14 protein-coding genes are annotated in these 16,108 nt (G+C 73.1%); 8 read left to right on the forward strand and 6 right to left on the reverse strand.

The annotated features are described in order from the left end of the window. Positions 1 to 194: 194 nt before the first annotated feature. Together ACWEOZ_RS30770 and ACWEOZ_RS30775 are read right to left on the reverse strand one after the other, a co-directional pair. Positions 195 to 974 (reverse strand): manganese catalase family protein, encoded by a 780-nt coding sequence (locus ACWEOZ_RS30770; RefSeq protein ID WP_451914156.1) that lies wholly within the window; start codon positions 972 to 974, stop codon positions 195 to 197. Positions 975 to 1,030: 56 nt separating this feature from the next. Continuing rightward, the gene (locus ACWEOZ_RS30775) at positions 1,031 to 1,678 is read right to left on the reverse strand and encodes a sensor histidine kinase (protein WP_451914157.1); all 648 of its coding nucleotides are present in this window, start codon (positions 1,676 to 1,678) and stop codon (positions 1,031 to 1,033) included. Between the two features lie 30 nt (positions 1,679 to 1,708). Here ACWEOZ_RS30775 and ACWEOZ_RS30780 point away from each other — a divergent pair, with 30 nt between their 5' ends. After that, entirely contained in the window at positions 1,709 to 2,347 is a 639-nt protein-coding gene (locus tag ACWEOZ_RS30780) for a response regulator (protein WP_451914158.1), read from the forward strand. A 36-nt stretch (positions 2,348 to 2,383) separates the two neighbouring features. On the opposite strand, the gene ACWEOZ_RS30785 is transcribed toward ACWEOZ_RS30780, so the two are convergent. The 3 genes from ACWEOZ_RS30785 to ACWEOZ_RS30795 are packed head-to-tail and all read right to left on the reverse strand — an operon-like array spanning position 2,384 to position 4,931. Then, positions 2,384 to 3,586, reverse strand: a complete 1,203-nt coding sequence (locus tag ACWEOZ_RS30785; RefSeq protein ID WP_451914159.1) for an Nramp family divalent metal transporter — start codon at positions 3,584 to 3,586, stop codon at positions 2,384 to 2,386. Continuing rightward, complete coding sequence (locus ACWEOZ_RS30790) at positions 3,472 to 4,440, reverse strand: cytochrome c oxidase assembly protein (protein ID WP_451914160.1); 969 nt, start codon at positions 4,438 to 4,440, stop codon at positions 3,472 to 3,474. Before ACWEOZ_RS30790 ends, ACWEOZ_RS30785 begins: the two co-directional genes overlap by 115 nt. Further along, positions 4,437 to 4,931 (reverse strand): DUF2243 domain-containing protein, encoded by a 495-nt coding sequence (locus ACWEOZ_RS30795; protein WP_451914161.1) that lies wholly within the window; start codon positions 4,929 to 4,931, stop codon positions 4,437 to 4,439. Before ACWEOZ_RS30795 ends, ACWEOZ_RS30790 begins: the two co-directional genes overlap by 4 nt. Positions 4,932 to 5,074: 143 nt before the next feature. On the opposite strand from ACWEOZ_RS30795, the gene ACWEOZ_RS30800 reads away from it, so the two are divergent. Beyond that, a complete protein-coding gene (locus ACWEOZ_RS30800; protein WP_451914162.1) occupies positions 5,075 to 5,989 on the forward strand; it encodes a manganese catalase family protein in 915 nt (304 codons plus the stop codon). Between the two features lie 75 nt (positions 5,990 to 6,064). On the opposite strand, the gene ACWEOZ_RS30805 is transcribed toward ACWEOZ_RS30800, so the two are convergent. Continuing rightward, the gene (locus ACWEOZ_RS30805; protein WP_451914163.1) at positions 6,065 to 6,511 is read right to left on the reverse strand and encodes a DUF4383 domain-containing protein; all 447 of its coding nucleotides are present in this window, start codon (positions 6,509 to 6,511) and stop codon (positions 6,065 to 6,067) included. 149 nt (positions 6,512 to 6,660) lie between these two features. Between ACWEOZ_RS30805 and ACWEOZ_RS30810 the strand changes: the two genes are divergently transcribed. The 6 genes from ACWEOZ_RS30810 to ACWEOZ_RS30835 all read left to right on the forward strand — a co-directional run bounded on the left by ACWEOZ_RS30810 (position 6,661) and on the right by ACWEOZ_RS30835 (position 16,096). Beyond that, positions 6,661 to 7,032 (forward strand): hypothetical protein, encoded by a 372-nt coding sequence (locus tag ACWEOZ_RS30810; RefSeq protein ID WP_451914164.1) that lies wholly within the window; start codon positions 6,661 to 6,663, stop codon positions 7,030 to 7,032. Beyond that, positions 7,029 to 8,198: a zinc-dependent alcohol dehydrogenase gene (locus ACWEOZ_RS30815; RefSeq protein WP_451914165.1), complete on the forward strand. Its 1,170-nt coding sequence runs from the start codon at positions 7,029 to 7,031 to the stop codon at positions 8,196 to 8,198. Before ACWEOZ_RS30810 ends, ACWEOZ_RS30815 begins: the two co-directional genes overlap by 4 nt. Before the next feature lie 72 nt (positions 8,199 to 8,270). After that, positions 8,271 to 10,010 (forward strand): PKD domain-containing protein, encoded by a 1,740-nt coding sequence (locus ACWEOZ_RS30820; protein WP_451914166.1) that lies wholly within the window; start codon positions 8,271 to 8,273, stop codon positions 10,008 to 10,010. Positions 10,011 to 10,023: 13 nt separating this feature from the next. Further along, the gene (locus ACWEOZ_RS30825; RefSeq protein ID WP_451914167.1) at positions 10,024 to 10,707 is read left to right on the forward strand and encodes a DUF1326 domain-containing protein; all 684 of its coding nucleotides are present in this window, start codon (positions 10,024 to 10,026) and stop codon (positions 10,705 to 10,707) included. After that, positions 10,704 to 11,450 carry a DUF2182 domain-containing protein gene (locus tag ACWEOZ_RS30830; RefSeq protein ID WP_451914168.1) on the forward strand — a complete coding sequence of 249 codons (747 nt, stop codon included), beginning with the start codon at positions 10,704 to 10,706 and terminating at the stop codon, positions 11,448 to 11,450. The genes ACWEOZ_RS30825 and ACWEOZ_RS30830 overlap by 4 nt, the downstream gene beginning before the upstream one ends. A 17-nt stretch (positions 11,451 to 11,467) precedes the next feature. Continuing rightward, a complete protein-coding gene (locus ACWEOZ_RS30835; protein WP_451914169.1) occupies positions 11,468 to 16,096 on the forward strand; it encodes a multicopper oxidase domain-containing protein in 4,629 nt (1,542 codons plus the stop codon). Positions 16,097 to 16,108: the final 12 nt, after the last annotated feature.

A 16,108-nucleotide genomic window follows, 5' to 3' on the forward strand; every position in this document is an offset into this window, starting at 1 on the left:
CGCGGACGCGGCGCGGACCACGCCGCGGTGGCGCCGGGCGTCGCGGATCACCGGCACGGCCCACACCGCCAGGACGGCCAGGGCCAGCCCCGCGGTACGCGCGTCCCAGCTGCCGTGCAGCACCAGGGCCAGCAGGTACGCACACGCGACGAACGTGCGGAAGAAGGGGGCGTTACGCACGACGGGAGATCCTCTCACGAGCAGTACAGGCGGGGATCGGCCGCGGGCAGCACAGGTGGCCGGCCCTCGGCGGACGGGGTGGACTCGTACGCCAGCCCGTTTGCCCACCGGCCGGCCGCGGCGTCCTCGCCGTCGGAGAAGCTCAGATAGGTACGGGCGTACGCGTCGTCGGGTACGGCATCGGGGAATGCCTCGGGTACCGGCATGTGCTCGATGCCGTCCTCACGCAGTTCCTCGATGGCGGCCAGCCACACGTTCTGGTGCATGGTGTCGCGGGCGAGCAGGTAGCGCAGCATCTGCTTGACCCCGGTGTCGCCGGTCATGTGGAACAGCCGGGCCAGCTGCAGCCGGCTCTGCGCCTCGGCGCTCACGTTGAGGTGGAAGTCGGCGAGCAGGCTGCCGCTGGCGGTCACGTAGGAGCCGCTCCACGGGACCCCGTTGCTGTCGGCCAGCAGCGGCCCGGACCCGGCCTGCACGAGGTGGGCGGAGTAGATCTCGGCGCACTGGGCCGGATTGTCCTCGTTCTCGTCGGCGGTGAGCGGCGCGTCCTGCAACAGCCGGGTGATCATGGTGCTCAGCATCTCCACGTGGGCCAGTTCCTCGGTGCCCATGTCGAGCAGCAGGTCGCGGTATTTGCCCGGCAGCCGGCAGGTCCAGCCCTGCAGCAGGTACTGGTTGGCGACGGTGAGCGCCCCCCACCGGCCCCCGAGGGCGTCCTGCAGGCGCCGTGCGAAGGCGGCGTCCGGGCCGTCCGGCCGGGCCTCGAACCGCAGTTGCTTGACGTGGTTGAACACGACTTCACCATGCCCGTCCGGGAGTCCTCTCCAGGCCAGCGGGTGGCCCGATCGGGTCAACGTCGGCGGCGCGGCAGGGTGACCTCCAGGGCCACCCCGCGCGGGGACAGGGCCCGCGCCCGCAGCCTCCCGCCCTGAGCGTCGATCAAGTGGCGGACGACCCACAGGCCCAGGCCTTTCGTGCCCGCCGGAGGCGTGCGCCGGTGCAGCGCGTGCCGCAGGTCCTCGGTCAGCCCGCCCTGGTCGGCCACCGTCAGCCTCAGCCGGCGCCGCCGGACCGAGGCGACCAGCCGGATCTCGCCGGGGGAGTAGCGGGCGGCGTTCGACAGCAGGTTCAGCAGGATCTGCCGGGTGTGCCGGCCGGAGACCAGGCAGCGGCCCGCGCCGGCACTGACCGACACGGCGAGCCGGTCGGTGGGCACGGTCGCGGCGACGACCGGCAGGACGCGGTGCAGCGGTACGGCGGTGTCGGCCGGCTCGGCCAGTCCGGCCGCGGCGGCGGCTGCCTGCTTCAGCACCGCCTCGGCGTGGGACGCGTGTTCACCGGCGAGCCGGGCGAGCTCGCCGCGGCGCACCTCCGACGGCTGCGACTCCAGCGCGCGCACCAGCGAGGTCAGCGTGGCCACCGGCGGGCGCAGCTCGTGGCAGACGCTGCGCAGCAGCAGGAGCGACGGGTCGGGCCGTGGCGTTCGCCTCAGACGCATGACCGGCCCTCCGACGGGCATACGCGCCTCATGCAGAAGGACATTCGCGTCATAGTCGTCGATGACCATCCTCTGTTCGTCCGGGGTCTGGAACTGCTGCTGCCCGAGGTCAGCGACGGCCGGGCCGAGGTGGTGGCGGCCACCGGGGACGCCGCGGCGGCGGCCGGCCTGGTCCGGCGTACGGTGCCCGACCTGGTCCTGGTCGATCTGCACATGCCGCCGCCGGGCGGGGTCCGGGCGATCGCCGCCATCCGGCGGTCCAGCCCGCGGGTGCGGATCGTCGCGATGTCCGGCGACGAGGACCCGGCTCCGGCGCTGGAGGCGCTCCGGGCCGGCGCCGAGGGCTTCCTGCCGAAGGCCAGTGAGGTCGCCGACGTGCTGCAGCCCCTGCTGTCCATTCTCGACGGCTGGGCGGTGCTGCCGGCCGAACTGCTCGGCGCGCTGCTCGGCCCGGGCCGCGGGAGCCGGCCCGCGCCGGTGGACCTGGACGCGCCGGAGCGGCAGCTGCTGCAGCTCATCGCGGCCGGCGCGACGACCACGGAGATCGCTCTGCAGTTGCACGTCTCGGAGCGGACCGTGAAGCGGTTGACGGCGACCCTGCTGCGCAAGCTGCGGGTGTCGAGCCGCACCGAGGCGGCGGCGCTGGCCGGCAGCGCCGGCATCCTCTGACGCACTGACATGGCGAGCGGTTGCCCGACCGAGTCGTCATGAAACGATGAATGTCCTGATCACCAGGAAGACGTTCAGCGCGACGATCAGGGCCGCGACGACCGCCGCCACGACGGTGGTCGACGGCCGGTTGACGTGCTCGCCGAGGATGTCGCGGCGCCGGGTCAGCCAGACCAGCGGGATCAGCGCGAACGGCACCCCGAAGCTCAGCACCACCTGCGACCAGACCAGCGCCGCGGTCGGGTCGACGCCGAGCACCAGCACCACCAGCGCGGGGGCCATGGTCAGCGCCCGGCGCAGGACCAGCGGGATGCTGCGGCCGATGAAGCCCTGCATGACCACCTGACCGGCGTACGTGCCGACGCTGGACGAGGCGAGACCCGAGGCGAGCAGGGCCAGCGCGAAGGCCAGCGCGGCGTACTGGTCGAGGCTGAGCCCGAGCCCGGCGTGGATGCCCTCGAGGGTGTCGGTGCCGGGGATGCCGGAGCCGAAGAACAGCCGCGCCGCGATCACCAGCATCGCCAGGTTCACCAGACCCGCCAGGCCCAGGGCCACCAGCGTGTCGACGCGCTGGTAGCGCAGCGCCTGCCGGAGCTGCCCCGGCCCGGTGGTGGCCGCGGCCGAACGGGTCTTGGTCAGCGCCGAGTGCAGGTAGATCACGTGCGGCATCACCGTGGCGCCCAGGATGCCGGTGGCCAGCAGCAGGCTGTCGACACCGGCGAAGGACGGCACCATGCCGCCGGCGACACCGGCCGGATCGGCGCCGGCCCGCCAGGCGTTGTAGAGGAAACCGAGCAGGATCACGCCGAGCAGCCCGGCGATCACCGTCTCGAAGCGCCGTACCCCGCGCTGCTGCAGCCCCAGCAGGGCGAAGGCCACCACGCAGGTGATCAGGCCGCCGATCGGCAGCGGGACCCCGAAGAGCAGGTACAGCGCCAGCGCCCCGCCGATGATCTCCGCCAGGTCGGTCGCCATGGCGACCAGCTCGGCCTGCACCCACAGCCCGCGCGACACCGGCCGGGGCAGGTGCTCCCGGCACAGCTCGGCCAGGTCGCGCCCGGTCACCAGGCCCAGCTTGGCCGACAGCGACTGGATCAGCATGGCCATCAGGTTGGCCGCGACGATCACCCAGACCAGCTGGTAGCCGAAGGTGGCCCCGCCGGTGAAGTTGGTGGCGAAGTTGCCGGGATCGGCGTAGGCGATGGCGGCCACGAACGCGGGGCCGAACCAGGGAGCCACCCGCGCGGCACGCCGGCGCAGCGGGAGCATGAGCTGAGCGGCGGAATCCAGGACGACCATGGCCTGTCACCTTCCCCGTACGGCGGCACAGCCGGGCCAGGCACTGACCCGCCGGGGCCAGAGCGTCGGCCGGTGGCGACCTTGCGGGAGGTGGTGCGGGACTGGACCACGGCGAAGGCGAGCAGCAGCTCGGCCACGTCGCCGCCGTAGTACATCAGCGTGGCCCCGGCCTGCCGGTCCGCGACCGTGGCCGGGACCTGCACATACGCGCCCGCGTAGAGCAACTGTGACAGCGTGGCGTGGGCCGCGATCGCCACCCCGAGCAGCACCAGCCGGGCGGGCACCGACGGCCGGTGCGGGGCCGGGTCCGCGCCCGCGACCACCCACGCGAACAGGGCGCCGGACAGGACGAAGTGGATCGTGACCAGCTGGTGCAGCGCCGGGTCGGTGAGCGTCCGGGCGTACAGCGGGGTCAGGTGGAGGGCGGCCAGGCCGCCCGTGGTCAGCAGCAGCGCGGTGACCGGATGGGCGACGGCCCGGGCCGGGCGGCCGCGCAGCAGCCGGGTCAGGCGCCGGGCCGTCCGGACCGGGAGGGTACGCAGCAGCAGCGTCACCGGCGCCCCCAGCACCAGGCCGAGCGGCGCGACCATGGCCACCAGCAGATGCTGCAACGCGTGCCCGGTGAAGTCGTGCACCGGCAGCACCAGCCCGGCGATCAGGACGGCCGCACCGGTCTGGAACGCGGCACCTCGCCAGGAACTCCAGCCGGCCACCCGCAAGCTCTGCCACTCGTAGCCGAGGGCGATCAGCAGCACCAGGGCGGGAAGCCCGTAACCGGGGGCGTGTCCCGTCACCGGACCGGGACGCGGTCGTCCGCGCCGCGTTGCAGGGCCCAGCCGGCGAGCACCAGCACCGCCCCCAGGGCCAGGAACGCGAGGTCCCACAACAGCCGGCCGGCGCCCTCCCGGACGTGGTGCACGCCCAGGATCTGGTGATCGATGATGCCCTCGACCAGGTTGAACAGGCCCCACCCGGCCAGCATCCAGCCCCACAGCGCGCGCGACGTCCAGGCCGCCCGCCGGTCGCGGGTCACCCGCGAGTAGAGCAGCCCGATCCCGCCGAGCACGAACAGCCACGTCACGACGTGGAAGAGCCCGTCCCACAGGGTGTTCATGCGCAGGCCGTCGACGGTGTTAGGCGAGTAGTAGCGCACGCCGATGCGGTCGGAGTCGGTGCCGGTCAGCAGGTGATGCCACTGCAACAGCTGGTGCAGCAGGATGCCGTCGACGAATCCGCCGAGGCCGATGCCGAGCAGGAGCCCGGGAGCACGCAGGAGTCTGGCCATGCGCTGCGCCTACCCGCGCGGCGGCGGTTCATGTGTGCGCGGCGGGCCACCGGTCGGCCCCGAAGGGCCGGGGGCGGGCCCGGCCGGGCCATCGGGCCGGGTAGCTCAGTCGGCGTGCCGATCCCACCGCTATGGAGGTTCTGATGTTCAAGCACGTCGACTACCTGCAGTTCCAGGCCAAGCCGGAGAAGCCGGACGCCCTGCTCGCGGCGAAGATGCAGGAGCTGGTCGGTGGCCAGTTCGGTGAGATGACCGTGATGATGCAGTACCTGTGGCAGGGCTGGTCCTGCCGGGTGCCGGGCAAGTACAAGGACATGATCATGGACATCGCGACCGAGGAGATCGGTCACGTGGAGATGCTCACGACCATGCTGGCCCGCCTGCTCGAGGGTGCCCCGGCCGAGGCGACCGAGAAGGCCGCCGCCGCCAACCCGCTGCTCGCCGCGGTGCTGGGCGGCCAGAACCCGCAGCACGCGATCGTCAGCGGCGGTGGCGCGCTGCCCCGTGACTCGCAGGGCGTGCCGTGGAACGCCGGTTACATCGCCGCCAGCGGCAACCTGCTCACCGACTTCCGGTCCAACGTGGCCGCCGAGGCGCAGAGCCGGCTCATGACCAGCCGGGTCTACAACATGACCGACGACCGCGGGGTCAAGGACATGCTCCAGTTCAACCTGGCCCGCGACACGTACCACCAGCAGCAGTGGCTGCTCGGCATCGAGAACCTGATCGCCGACGGCCTGGTCGAGGACGAGATCGAGGGCTCGAACCGCGAGGACGAGAAGGAGTTCGCCCGCCGCACGTTCTACAGCTTCGACCCGGCGAGCACCGCCGGTGAGGGCCGCTGGGCGCAGGGCGAGTCGCTGCTCGGCGAGCAGATCGAGTACGTGCCGGACGCGCAGCCGCTGACCGACGACAAGCCGCTCGGACCGGCCCCGGACCCGAAGCTGTACGTCACCTACGACGGCTCGATGGGCAAGGGCAAGCCGGGCACGGGCGCCGGCGCGCACGCCCAGGGTGTCGCCAACGTGGTCAACAAGATCAAGGGAGCGCTCGACTGAGCACCACCGGGAAATCCAAGGAGCCGGGTCGCCACTGAGGCGACCCGGCTCCTTTGTGTCCGGAGGAAACGCCGGCTACCGGCGCACGGACTTGGGGGACAGGGCCAGGCCCAGCCCGATCATGCCGAGGCCGAGGACCAGGTGCAGCCAGTCGTCGGCGGTGTTGACCGGCACGAAGTTGGCCGAGCTGTCCTGGCCCACGATCAGGCCGTACAGCCACAGCACGAGATAGATCGCGCCGCCGGCGATGAGGTACATGCGGGCGCCGGACACCGTCTTGGCCAGCGCGAACGCCGCCGCCCCGAAGAGCAGGTGGACGATGTTGTGCAGGATCGACACCTGGAAGATGCCGAGCAGCTTCGCCTCCGAGTGGTGCCCGGCGAAGCTCATGGTGTCGTAGTTGCTGGTGATGCCCGGGATGAAGCCCAGGATGCCGACGAGCACGAAGACCGCGCCGACGGCGAGCGCGGCGGTCTGGATACGGGTCCGCGTCCGGGAGGCCGCAGAAGAAGTACTGGCCATGATTCACTCCTTTGTCTCAAGGGAACGCCCGGATGCCCCTCCCGAAGCGCGCACAAACGCTGTTTAAGTGGCGCTCTGGCCGGTATTCCCCATCGATGCGAATCAGGAGTAAAGCTCTCGTCACGGCCGGCGCCGTAGCCGCCGGGGCCGTGACGGCGTCCAGGATCATGGCGGCCCGCCGGAACAGGGACCACGAGGCCGGGCGCCGGCACGTCATCACCGTCAACCGCCCGTTCGACGAGGCCGGCACCGGCAGCCTGCCCACCCCGCTCGCCGCCCTCGGCGAGGCTGTCGAGATCCGGCGGCAGCCCGCACCGGGCGGCCGGGGCACCGAGATCTCGGTCCGGGCGCGGTCCGGCAAGGTGTCCGCCGGCGAGATCCGCCGGGCACTGCGCGAGGCCCGCTCGGAACTCGAGGTCGGCTACGTGCTGCTGCCCGGCGGCCCGACCACCCGGCCCACCGTCCTGAACAAGCCGCTGCGTGAGGCCACGGCCCACGGCCGCGAAGGAGGTCTGCTGTGAAGGCACTGCAGTGGCAGGGGGTCAACAAGCTCGCGGTCGGTGACGTGCCCGACCCGCAGCTGCGCAACCCCGGCGACATCATCGTCAAGGTCCGGCGCACCGTCACCTGCGGCTCGGACCTGCACCTGCTCGGCGGCTACATCCCGTTCATGGAGAAGGGCGACGTGCTGGGCCACGAGTTCCTCGGCGAGGTGGTCGAGGTGGGCCCGGAGGTCCGCCGCCACCACGTCGGTGACCGGGTCGTCGTGTCGTCGTTCATCTCCTGCGGCAAGTGCTGGTTCTGCGAGCAGGAGCTCTACTCCCTCTGCGACAACGGCAACACCAATCCGGCGATCACCGAGACGCTGTGGGGCCAGGCGCCCGGCGGCTGTTTCGGCTACTCGCACGCGATGGGCGGCAACCCCGGCAGTCACGCCGAATACATCCGGGTGCCGTTCGCCGACGTCGGCGCCTTCGCGGTGCCCGAGGAGGTGAGCGACGAACGGGCATTGTTCGCCTCGGACGCCGCGGCCACCGGCTGGACGGGCGCCGACCTGGGTGGCGTCAAGCCCGGCGACGTGGTGGCGGTGTGGGGTGCCGGTGGCGTCGGGCAGATGGCGGCCCGGGCCGCGATGCTGCTCGGGGCGGAACGGGTCATCGTCATCGACCGCCTCGACAACCGCCTCCAGCAGGTCGAGAAGTACATCGGCGCGGAGACACTCAACTTCGAACGGACGAACGTCGCTCTGGAACTGCGCGAGCGCAGCGGTGGCCGGGGACCCGACGTCTGCATCGAGGCGGTCGGGATGGAAGCCGCCGGTAAGGGTCCGCAGTACGCGTACGACCAGCTCAAGCAGCAGTTGCGGCTGCAGACCGACCGGCCGGTCGCGGTCCGCGAGGCGGTGCACGCCTGCCGCAAGGGCGGTTCGGTCTTCGTGCTCGGCGTCTACGCCGGCTTCGTCGACAAGTTCCCGCTCGGCGCGCTGATGAACAAGGGCGTGACGATGCGCGGGGCGCAGATGCACGGGCAGCGCTACATCCCGATGCTGCTGGACCGGATGGCCCGCGGCGAGCTGGTCACCGAGCACCTGGCCACCCACGTCATGCCGCTCGACCAGGCCCCCGAGGGCTACCGGATCTTCAAGGACAAGGAGGACAACTGCGTACGGGCCGTTTTCGTGCCCTAGCTGTATCAAACGGGACCTCCCGGTGCTCTCTCTCACCGCGACCACCGGTGCGACACCACGGGAGGAACCGGTATGCAGCACAATCCGAGCCGGCTGGCGGCGCGCGGGCCCGTCGACCCGCGCCACGGCTTTCCGCGCTGGTACAAGGACGCCGCCGGGGTCCGCCTGGAGCTCGCCGTCGATCCGCTCGATCCGCGTACCCCGGCCATGGGCGACCTGCCCGACCCGGCCGCGCCGGTCAGCTTCCCGCGCAACTTCCCGGACGAGGCGTTCTACTTCCTCGCCGAGGCGGAGCTGCCGATCGGCGGCTCCGCCCGGCCGGGCCGGGCCCGGGTCGTGCTGGCCCTGGAGGCCGCCTTCGCCGGCACCGGCGCGGTCGCCGACGGCCAGCAGCAGGTCTTCGCGCGGGTCCGGGTGCGCCTCGACGGCGGCATCCCCGGCGCCGCCTACACCTTCACCCACCCGTACGGGCAGACCGACCCGCTGGTGGCCGACGAGAACGGCCGGGTCTTCGTCACCGACGACGTCGGCGCCGCCCCGCTGCTGTTCGACACCGCCGTGACCGACGGTGAGGTGGCCCCGTTCCTGCGCTGGAGCGCGGACGCGCCCGGCGGCTACCTCGGTGACGGCGGGGTGGAGCACACCGTCACCGGGAGCCCGCTGGGCTTCGACTTCTTCCGCGTCGAGGGCCCCGGCGTCGGCGACGTGGCCGGCGCGACCCCCGACCCGGCGGACCCCGGCAACCGCGACAAGGTCTTCACCGACCTGTTCACCCTCCAGGGCCGGATCTCCACCGTGGCCGGCGCCGAGGCGACCCGCGCGGTGTACTCGCGCAGCTCCGGCCGCCTGGTGCTGGACGTGTTCGCGACCAGCGAGCCGGGCCAGACCCTGCACGCGGCCGGTGCCACCATGACCGGCTCGGGCACCGGCTACCACGTCCGGGCCGCCGCGACCGCGGTGCCGGCCACCGTCGACGTCGTCAACACCACCGACGTCCCGCCGACCGTCACGACCGTCGCGGTCACCGACGCCGTGACCGTGACCGTCGCCGACTACGACCTCGCCCAGCAGCGGCTCAGCGTCGAGGCGATCTCGTCCGACCTGGACGACCCGCCGGTGCTGACCGTGGCCGGGTTCGGCCCACTCACCGCCGGCAAACAGGAGTTCGCCCCGGTCGACGTGCCGCCCACCACGATCACCGTGACGTCCTCGCACGGCGGCAGCGACACCCGGCACGTGCTGGTCACCGGACCGGCCGCCGACCCCGACCAGCTCACCGCCGCGGCGGGACCCGACCGGCTGGCGACGGCGGCCGAGGTGGTGACCCTCGACGCGGGCGCCAGCACCGGCGCCGGGCTCGCGTACCGCTGGGAACAGATCGCCGGGACGCCCGTCACCCTGACCGGCGCCGACGAGGTCCGGGCGACCTTCGTGGCGCCCGCCGCGGGGGCGCTGGAATTCCGGCTCACCGTGCAGTCGGCCGCCGGCAGCGCCACGGACACCGTGTCGGTGCAGGTCAGCCCGTCGGTGCCGGGCACCGACACGGTCACCGTCGACCGGGCGGAGTTCCGCACCGGCTCGGGGCGCTGGCGCATCGAGGGCACCGCCACCGGACCGCTGCCGGACCGCGTCACGGTGACCCTGAACGGCCTGGAGATCGGCAGCGCGCCGGTCGGCACCACCTTCGCCTGGGACGTGCGCCGCACGGTGATCCCCGGCGAGACCGGCCTGACCCCGGCTCCGGGGGCCCGCGTGGACATCACGACCAGCCGGGGCGGTGCCGGGTCGAGCCCCGTCACCGTCCGCACCTGAGGGGACCGCGACCATGGGCTATTCGATCACCGGCGTCTTCACCGAGGCCTGCGACTGCACCCTGATCTGTCCCTGCTGGCTCGACGACGCTCCCGACGAGGACCACTGCACCGGGCTGTTCGCCTGGCAGCTCGACGGCGCCGCCACCATCGGCGGCACCGCCGTCGGCGGCCTGCGGGTGGTCAGCGTCTCGACCCACTCCGGCGGCCGCCGGGCCGGCGCCACCACCACCGCGGTCTTCGTCGACGAGGCCGCCGACGACGAGCAGTTCGAGCTGCTCGCCGCGGCCTTCAGCGGCCGGCTGGACGGGCCCCTGGCCGAGCTGGCCGCGGTCAGCGGGGCGGTGCTGCAGCGCAGCCGGGCCCGCATCGAGGTCAGCGCCGACCGCACCGGCTGGCACATCTTCGTCGGCCGGCCGGCCCAGGCGCCCGTGGCCGGGGCCGGGCTGGTGGAGGTGACCGGCAACCCGGCGGTCTTCGGCGGCGAGGCCGAGCCGCTGACCCTGACCCACACCGCGCTGGACGCCGAGCTCAGCGTGGCCGGCCCCGGACAGGTGGTCGCCCACCGCACGGACCAGCTCGCGGTCCGCGTGCCGGCGTTGCCCGGCGCCTACCTGGACGTGCGGGGCCGCTCGGCCATGCGGGGCCGGTTCCGCTACGTCCACACCGCCGCCCTGACCGCGGTGGTGCCCCGGTGACTTTCCCGCAGCAGCAGGTCCTTCGGGGGAGGGTCCTGCTCTGGGGCGGCGTCACCGTCATCGCCGTGGCCGCCTGGCTGGCGATGACGGTGACGCACCGCTCCGGGCATCAGCACCCCACGACCGCCGGTCCGGCCCTGACCGGCTGGCTGGTCATGGTGGTCGCGATGATGCTGCCGACGACGCTGCCGCTGCTGGAGCTCATGCGCCGGCTGCTGGCCGCGCGGGGAGCCGCGCCGGCGGCCGTGGCGCTGGTCGCCGCCGGGTACGTGGCCGTCTGGACCGGCACGGGGGCGGTCCTGGTCACGGCCCAGGTGGCGGCCGGCGCCTGGCTGGAACGGCGGTCCTGGGTGCTCGACCACCCGCGTGCCCTGCTCGGTGCGGCCCTGGTCCTGGCCGGCGCGTACCAGTTCAGCGCGGTCAAGGACCGGTGTCTGACCGCCTGCCGGAGCCCCCGCGGCGTCGCCATGCTGCGCTGGCGCGGCGTCCACCCGGCCTGGGCCGAGGCCACCGACATCGCGGTGCGCTACGCGGTGTCCTGTGTGGGCTGCTGCTGGGCCCTGATGGCCGTCGGCCTGGTCGCCGGGGCCGGCTCGCTGATCGCGATGGCGCTGCTCACCGCGCTGATGGCGGCCGAGCGCCTGACCCGTCACGGTGCCGTGCTGGTCCGCCCGGCCGGCGCCGCGGCCCTCATCGTCGGCTGCGCCCTGCTGCTCGGCGTGGACACGATCTTCACCGCCTGACCCTTCCGGAGATCCCGATGCCTGACCTGACCTACGACGTCGTCGCCGTGCAGTTCCCGATCGTCTACACGAATGACGGCGACCACGATCCCGACGGACTGCTCTACACGCTGCGGGCGTACGTGCCGCTGCTCGACTGGGCCCGGGCCCGCTGGGACGACGACGACCGGTTCCTGCCGCGTACCCACGAACGCATCCAGCACCTGCAGCTCATCGTGGACGGGCTGGACCGCTACGAGCGCATGCGCGAGCGGCTGGGCCCGGGCGACCCGCTGCTGACGTACGGGACCGACCCCGCCGACCTGACCGGCGAGCGCGACGACAGCGGGCTGGACCCGCGGCGGCACACGATCACGCAGAACCTGCGGGCGACCGTCGACGAGCTGGTCCGGGCCCTCACGCTGGTCACCGGCGGCACCGTCACCGCACTCGCCCCGGACCCCGCGACCCGGCTCCAGTGGGCGGCCGGCTTCGCCGCCGGGCTGGTGGCGGCCCGGACCGCGTTCGAGGAACGGCTGGCCAAGCTGGAGGTGGACGACCACGTCGCACTACGGCATCTCGCCCGGCAGAGCGATCTCGGCCTCGACCGGGTGCGCCGGCTGCTGTTCAACGACCACCGCACCGACGTCCGCGGCCTGGGCGAGCGCACGCCGGCCCATGACCGGTTCAACCCGCTGCGCCCGGTGCCGGTGGTGCGTCCGCTGGTGCTGCGGGCCGCCCTCGGCGCCCACGTCGACGTGCGCTTCGAGAACCAGATCCGCGGCCGCCGGGTCGGCCTGCACCTGCAGGGCGACGGCGCCGGGCCGGTGCGCACCGGCGACGGCGCGGCGGTGGGACGCAACGAGCCCACCACGGTACGGCCGGGACAGCACCGCACGTACCACTGGCACGCGGCCCGCGAGGGTGTCTGGGTGGTCAACGACCTCGGCGATGTCGTCGGGACCGAACGGGGCACCAACGCGCACGGCCTGTTCGGCGCCTTCATCGTCGAGCCGGCCGGCGCCACCTGGCACGACCCCGAGACCGGTGAGCTGCTGACCGGCACGGCGTTCGCCGACGGCCCGTACGCGGACGTGATCGTGCCCGGCGACCAGCCGGCGGCCGACTTCGTCGACTTCCACCTCGACGGGGTCGCGCACAGCCACCGCGAGTTCACCGTCTTCATGCACGACGAGCCCGAGGTGCACAGCGGCCAGATGCTGATCGGCGAGCACACCGTCATGCCGCTGTCCTACCGGGCCGAGCCGATGCCGCAGCGCCTGCCGCACCGGATGCGCCGCCACGCGGAGGCGACCGCCGGCCGGCCCCTGCCACCGCCGGGCGAGATCGACTTCTCCGCCGTCGCGATCGAGGTCGACGACGAGCTCAACGAGGTCTTCCACCTCGGCCGCGACCACGAGGGCCGCTTCCTCGAACGTGTCGCCGGCGAGGAACAGCACCACAGTTCCTGGCTGTTCGGTGACCCGGTGACCCCGATCTTCCGCGCCTACAAGGGCGATCCGGCCCGGGTCCGGCTGGTGCACGCCGGCGTCAAGGAGACCCACGTCTTCCATCTCCACGTGCACCAGTGGCGTGCCGTTCCGCAGGACACCGCGCAGCCGTCGGTGTTCCGTCCGGGGGAGCCGCGCGGCTCCCAGCTCATCGACTCGATCACGATCGGCCCGCAGACCGCCGTCACCGTCGACCCCCTGTACGGCTCCGGCAGCCGCCAGCGGGCGCCCGGTGACATCATCTGGCACTGCCACCTGTACCCGCACTTCCACCACGGGATGTGGGGCCTGTGGCGCAGCTTCGACCGGTTGGTCGACGGGTCGGTCAGCGCGTACCCGGACGGCACGCCCGTGCACCCGCTGCGGCCGTTGCCGGGGCGCGACCCTGAGCCGCGTACCGATCAGCAGCCGGGCTTCCCGTGGTTCATCGACGCGAGCTTCCCGCAGAAGGCGCCGCCGCCGCCCGCGGTGACGCGGGAGTTCCTCGGCGGCCGTCGCCGGCTGCTGGGCCTGCCGCCGCACTCGGCCAAGGAATTGGCGGCGTTCGCGCCCGGTGTCGTCGCGGATCCGCGTCCCGGCGCCCTCTTCGTGGATCTGGACGGCGACGCCCGCGCCTGGAACGACGCGGCCGGGCTGCCCGCGCCCCGGACCGTCAGCTACGAGGTCCGGGTCCGCGCCGACGAGGTGCCCTACAACGCGCGCGGCTGGCGCGACCCGCGGGGCCACCACTACCAGATCACCAGGGTCACGGTGACCGACCCGGCGATCGGCGACGGCACACCGGTGGAGTTCACGCCACCGGCGGAGCGGATCGAGCCGTTCTTCCCCCGGGCCAACCACGGTGACATCGTCGAGCTGTGCATGGTCAACGAGCTGGGCACGATCGGCCCGGACGGCTTCGACCTGCCCACCCTGCCCGTCGAGTGCGGCCTGCACGTGCACCTGGTCAAGTTCGACGTGCTGGCGGCCGACGGCTCGTCCACGGGCTTCAACTACCTGTCCGGGGCGAGTTGTCCGGAGGCGGTCGCGGGCGCGCCGGCCGAGCCCGGTGACCCGCCGGCCAACGTCGGCTTCCACCGCTGGGTGGTCGACGAGGAGTTCGGGCCGTGCTTCTTCCACGACCATCTGCTGGCCAACTACCGGCAGAAGCACGGGCTGTTCGCCGCGCTGATCGCCGAGCCGCCCGGGTCGCGCTGGCTGCTGCCCGATCAGGAGACCGTGGCGTGGTCCGGGCCGCAGGCCGTGGTGCTGCCACCGGTGGACAGCGGGCTGCCGCCGTACCGGGAGGCGTGCCTGGCCGTCGGGGACTTCGTGCCGCTGGTCGACGCGGCCGGCCGGCCGCTGAACCCGCCGCACGAGCTGAGCGGGGACGACGATCCGGGCGCGATGGCGGTCAACTACCGCTGCGCCCCGCTGACCTTCCGCGGCGACGACCCCTCCCAGTGGTTCAGCAGCGGTGGCCCGGCCGTCGCGGATCCGGAGGAGCCGGTGGAGCCGGGTGCCGCCGTCGCCGAGCTCACCGGCGGGGACCCGGACACCGAGATCATCCGGACGTATCCGGGGGAGCGGCTGCGGATCCGGCTCATCCAGGGCTCGCACGAGGAGCAGCACAGCTTCGTCACGCACGGGCTGCGCTGGCGCCGGGAGTGGCACAACGACCGCTCGGTGCTGGTCAACCAGCAGACCATCGGCATCTCCGAGGCCTTCACCCTGGACATCGACCCGGCCGACGCCGGCGGCTACTCCTACGGCGACCACCTGTGGCACTTCGCCGCGATGGACGACCTGTGGCTGGGCTGCTGGGGCCTGATCCGGGCGCTGGCCCCGAGCGCCGGCAACCTGAAGGAGCTGCCGCCGCTGCCCGGCACCGTGGAGGACGACGGTCTGCCACCCCGGCCCGCGGTCGCCTGGGGAGCCGGCGGGGACCGGGTCCGCGAGTTCGTCGTCACCGCCCGCCGCCACGAGCACGAGTACGACGGCCGCCGGCTCACCGACCCGTGGGGACTGATCTTCGCGACCGCCGAGGGCTGGCGCGACGAACCCGTCGAGGAGGGCTCGGAGCGGATGCGCCGCCGTGCCGTCGGGGTGCACGACACCGGTGAGCCGCTGGTGCTGCGGGCCCGCTCCGGCGAATGGGTGCGGGTCATGCTGATCAACGAGCTGCTGGCGGATCCGGACGACCCGGTGGTGCCGCCGTTCGGGGTGGAGCCCGCCCCGCCCCGGCTGCCCCTGGAACGCCTCGACGAGCTCGGCAACCCGAGCGAGCGCACCGTCTCGCCGCGGGTGTCGCTGCACCCGAGCCTGCTGCGCTACGACGTGGTCAGCGACGACGGCGCCAACGTGGGCACCAATCACGACGGCACGGTCGGCCCGCTGCCCGCCCACGACGGCGGCCACGAGGCGACCGGCCAGGTCGTCTTCCGGGACCCGGCGTCGCACGGGCACGAGGAGACGAACTGGCGCGAGTACTGGTGGTACGTCGACGAGCACCTCGCGCCGCCGTCGTACGCCGACGGGCCGGGGCAGGTCTGCGGCCTGCAGGACCTGGCGGACGTGCGCAACCACCGCCACCACGGCCTGATCGGTGCGCTGGTGGTCGAACCGGACGACGTCACCCCGGCCGACCCGGTCACCGGCCGGGAACGCTGGACCGGTCCGCAGGTGCTGCTGCGCGACGAGCACGGCCGGGTGGTCGCCAACGAGCAGGTCCTGCTGGTCCAGGACGGGCTGCGGCACTTCGTCGCGGGCCATCCCGACCTGCCGGTGCGCGACGTGGTGCCGGGTGACGATCCCGAGGACGCGGGCCAGAAGGGCATCAACTACGGCTCGGCCGTGGTCCACCCGCGCGACGTGCTCACCCGCGACGACCCGCCGACGCCGCTCTGGGAGGCCGAAGCCGGCCAGGAGCTGTGGCTGCACGTGGTCGGCGCCGCGGACAAGCCGCGCAACCACACCTTCACCGTGCACGGCATGGCCTGGCCGGCCGCACCGTGGCAGGCCGACGGGCCGTGGGAGGGCTCGTTCTCCGGCCTGACCGTGGGCACGGCCCGGACGTTGCGGATGACTGCCCGGCACCGCGGGGACCACGCCTACCGGTCGGGAGCGTTCCGCTGGTCGGTGGAGAACGGCCTGTGGGGCATCCTCCGGATCACGTGAGCCCGTGCGGGG

The organism is Actinoplanes sp. NPDC004185, from assembly GCF_053603475.1.

Bases quoted from the DNA above. Each gene is read 5' to 3' on its own strand.
- ACWEOZ_RS30775 (WP_451914157.1), bottom strand. From the start codon at position 1,678: ATGCGTCTGAGGCGAACGCCACGGCCCGACCCGTCGCTCCTGCTGCTG.
- ACWEOZ_RS30780 (WP_451914158.1), top strand. From the start codon at position 1,709: ATGCAGAAGGACATTCGCGTCATAGTCGTCGATGACCATCCTCTGTTC.
- ACWEOZ_RS30795 (WP_451914161.1), bottom strand. From the start codon at position 4,931: ATGGCCAGACTCCTGCGTGCTCCCGGGCTCCTGCTCGGCATCGGCCTC.
- ACWEOZ_RS30800 (WP_451914162.1), top strand. From the start codon at position 5,075: ATGTTCAAGCACGTCGACTACCTGCAGTTCCAGGCCAAGCCGGAGAAG.
- ACWEOZ_RS30805 (WP_451914163.1), bottom strand. From the start codon at position 6,511: ATGGCCAGTACTTCTTCTGCGGCCTCCCGGACGCGGACCCGTATCCAG.
- ACWEOZ_RS30820 (WP_451914166.1), top strand. From the start codon at position 8,271: ATGCAGCACAATCCGAGCCGGCTGGCGGCGCGCGGGCCCGTCGACCCG.
- ACWEOZ_RS30825 (WP_451914167.1), top strand. From the start codon at position 10,024: ATGGGCTATTCGATCACCGGCGTCTTCACCGAGGCCTGCGACTGCACC.
- ACWEOZ_RS30835 (WP_451914169.1), top strand. From the start codon at position 11,468: ATGCCTGACCTGACCTACGACGTCGTCGCCGTGCAGTTCCCGATCGTC.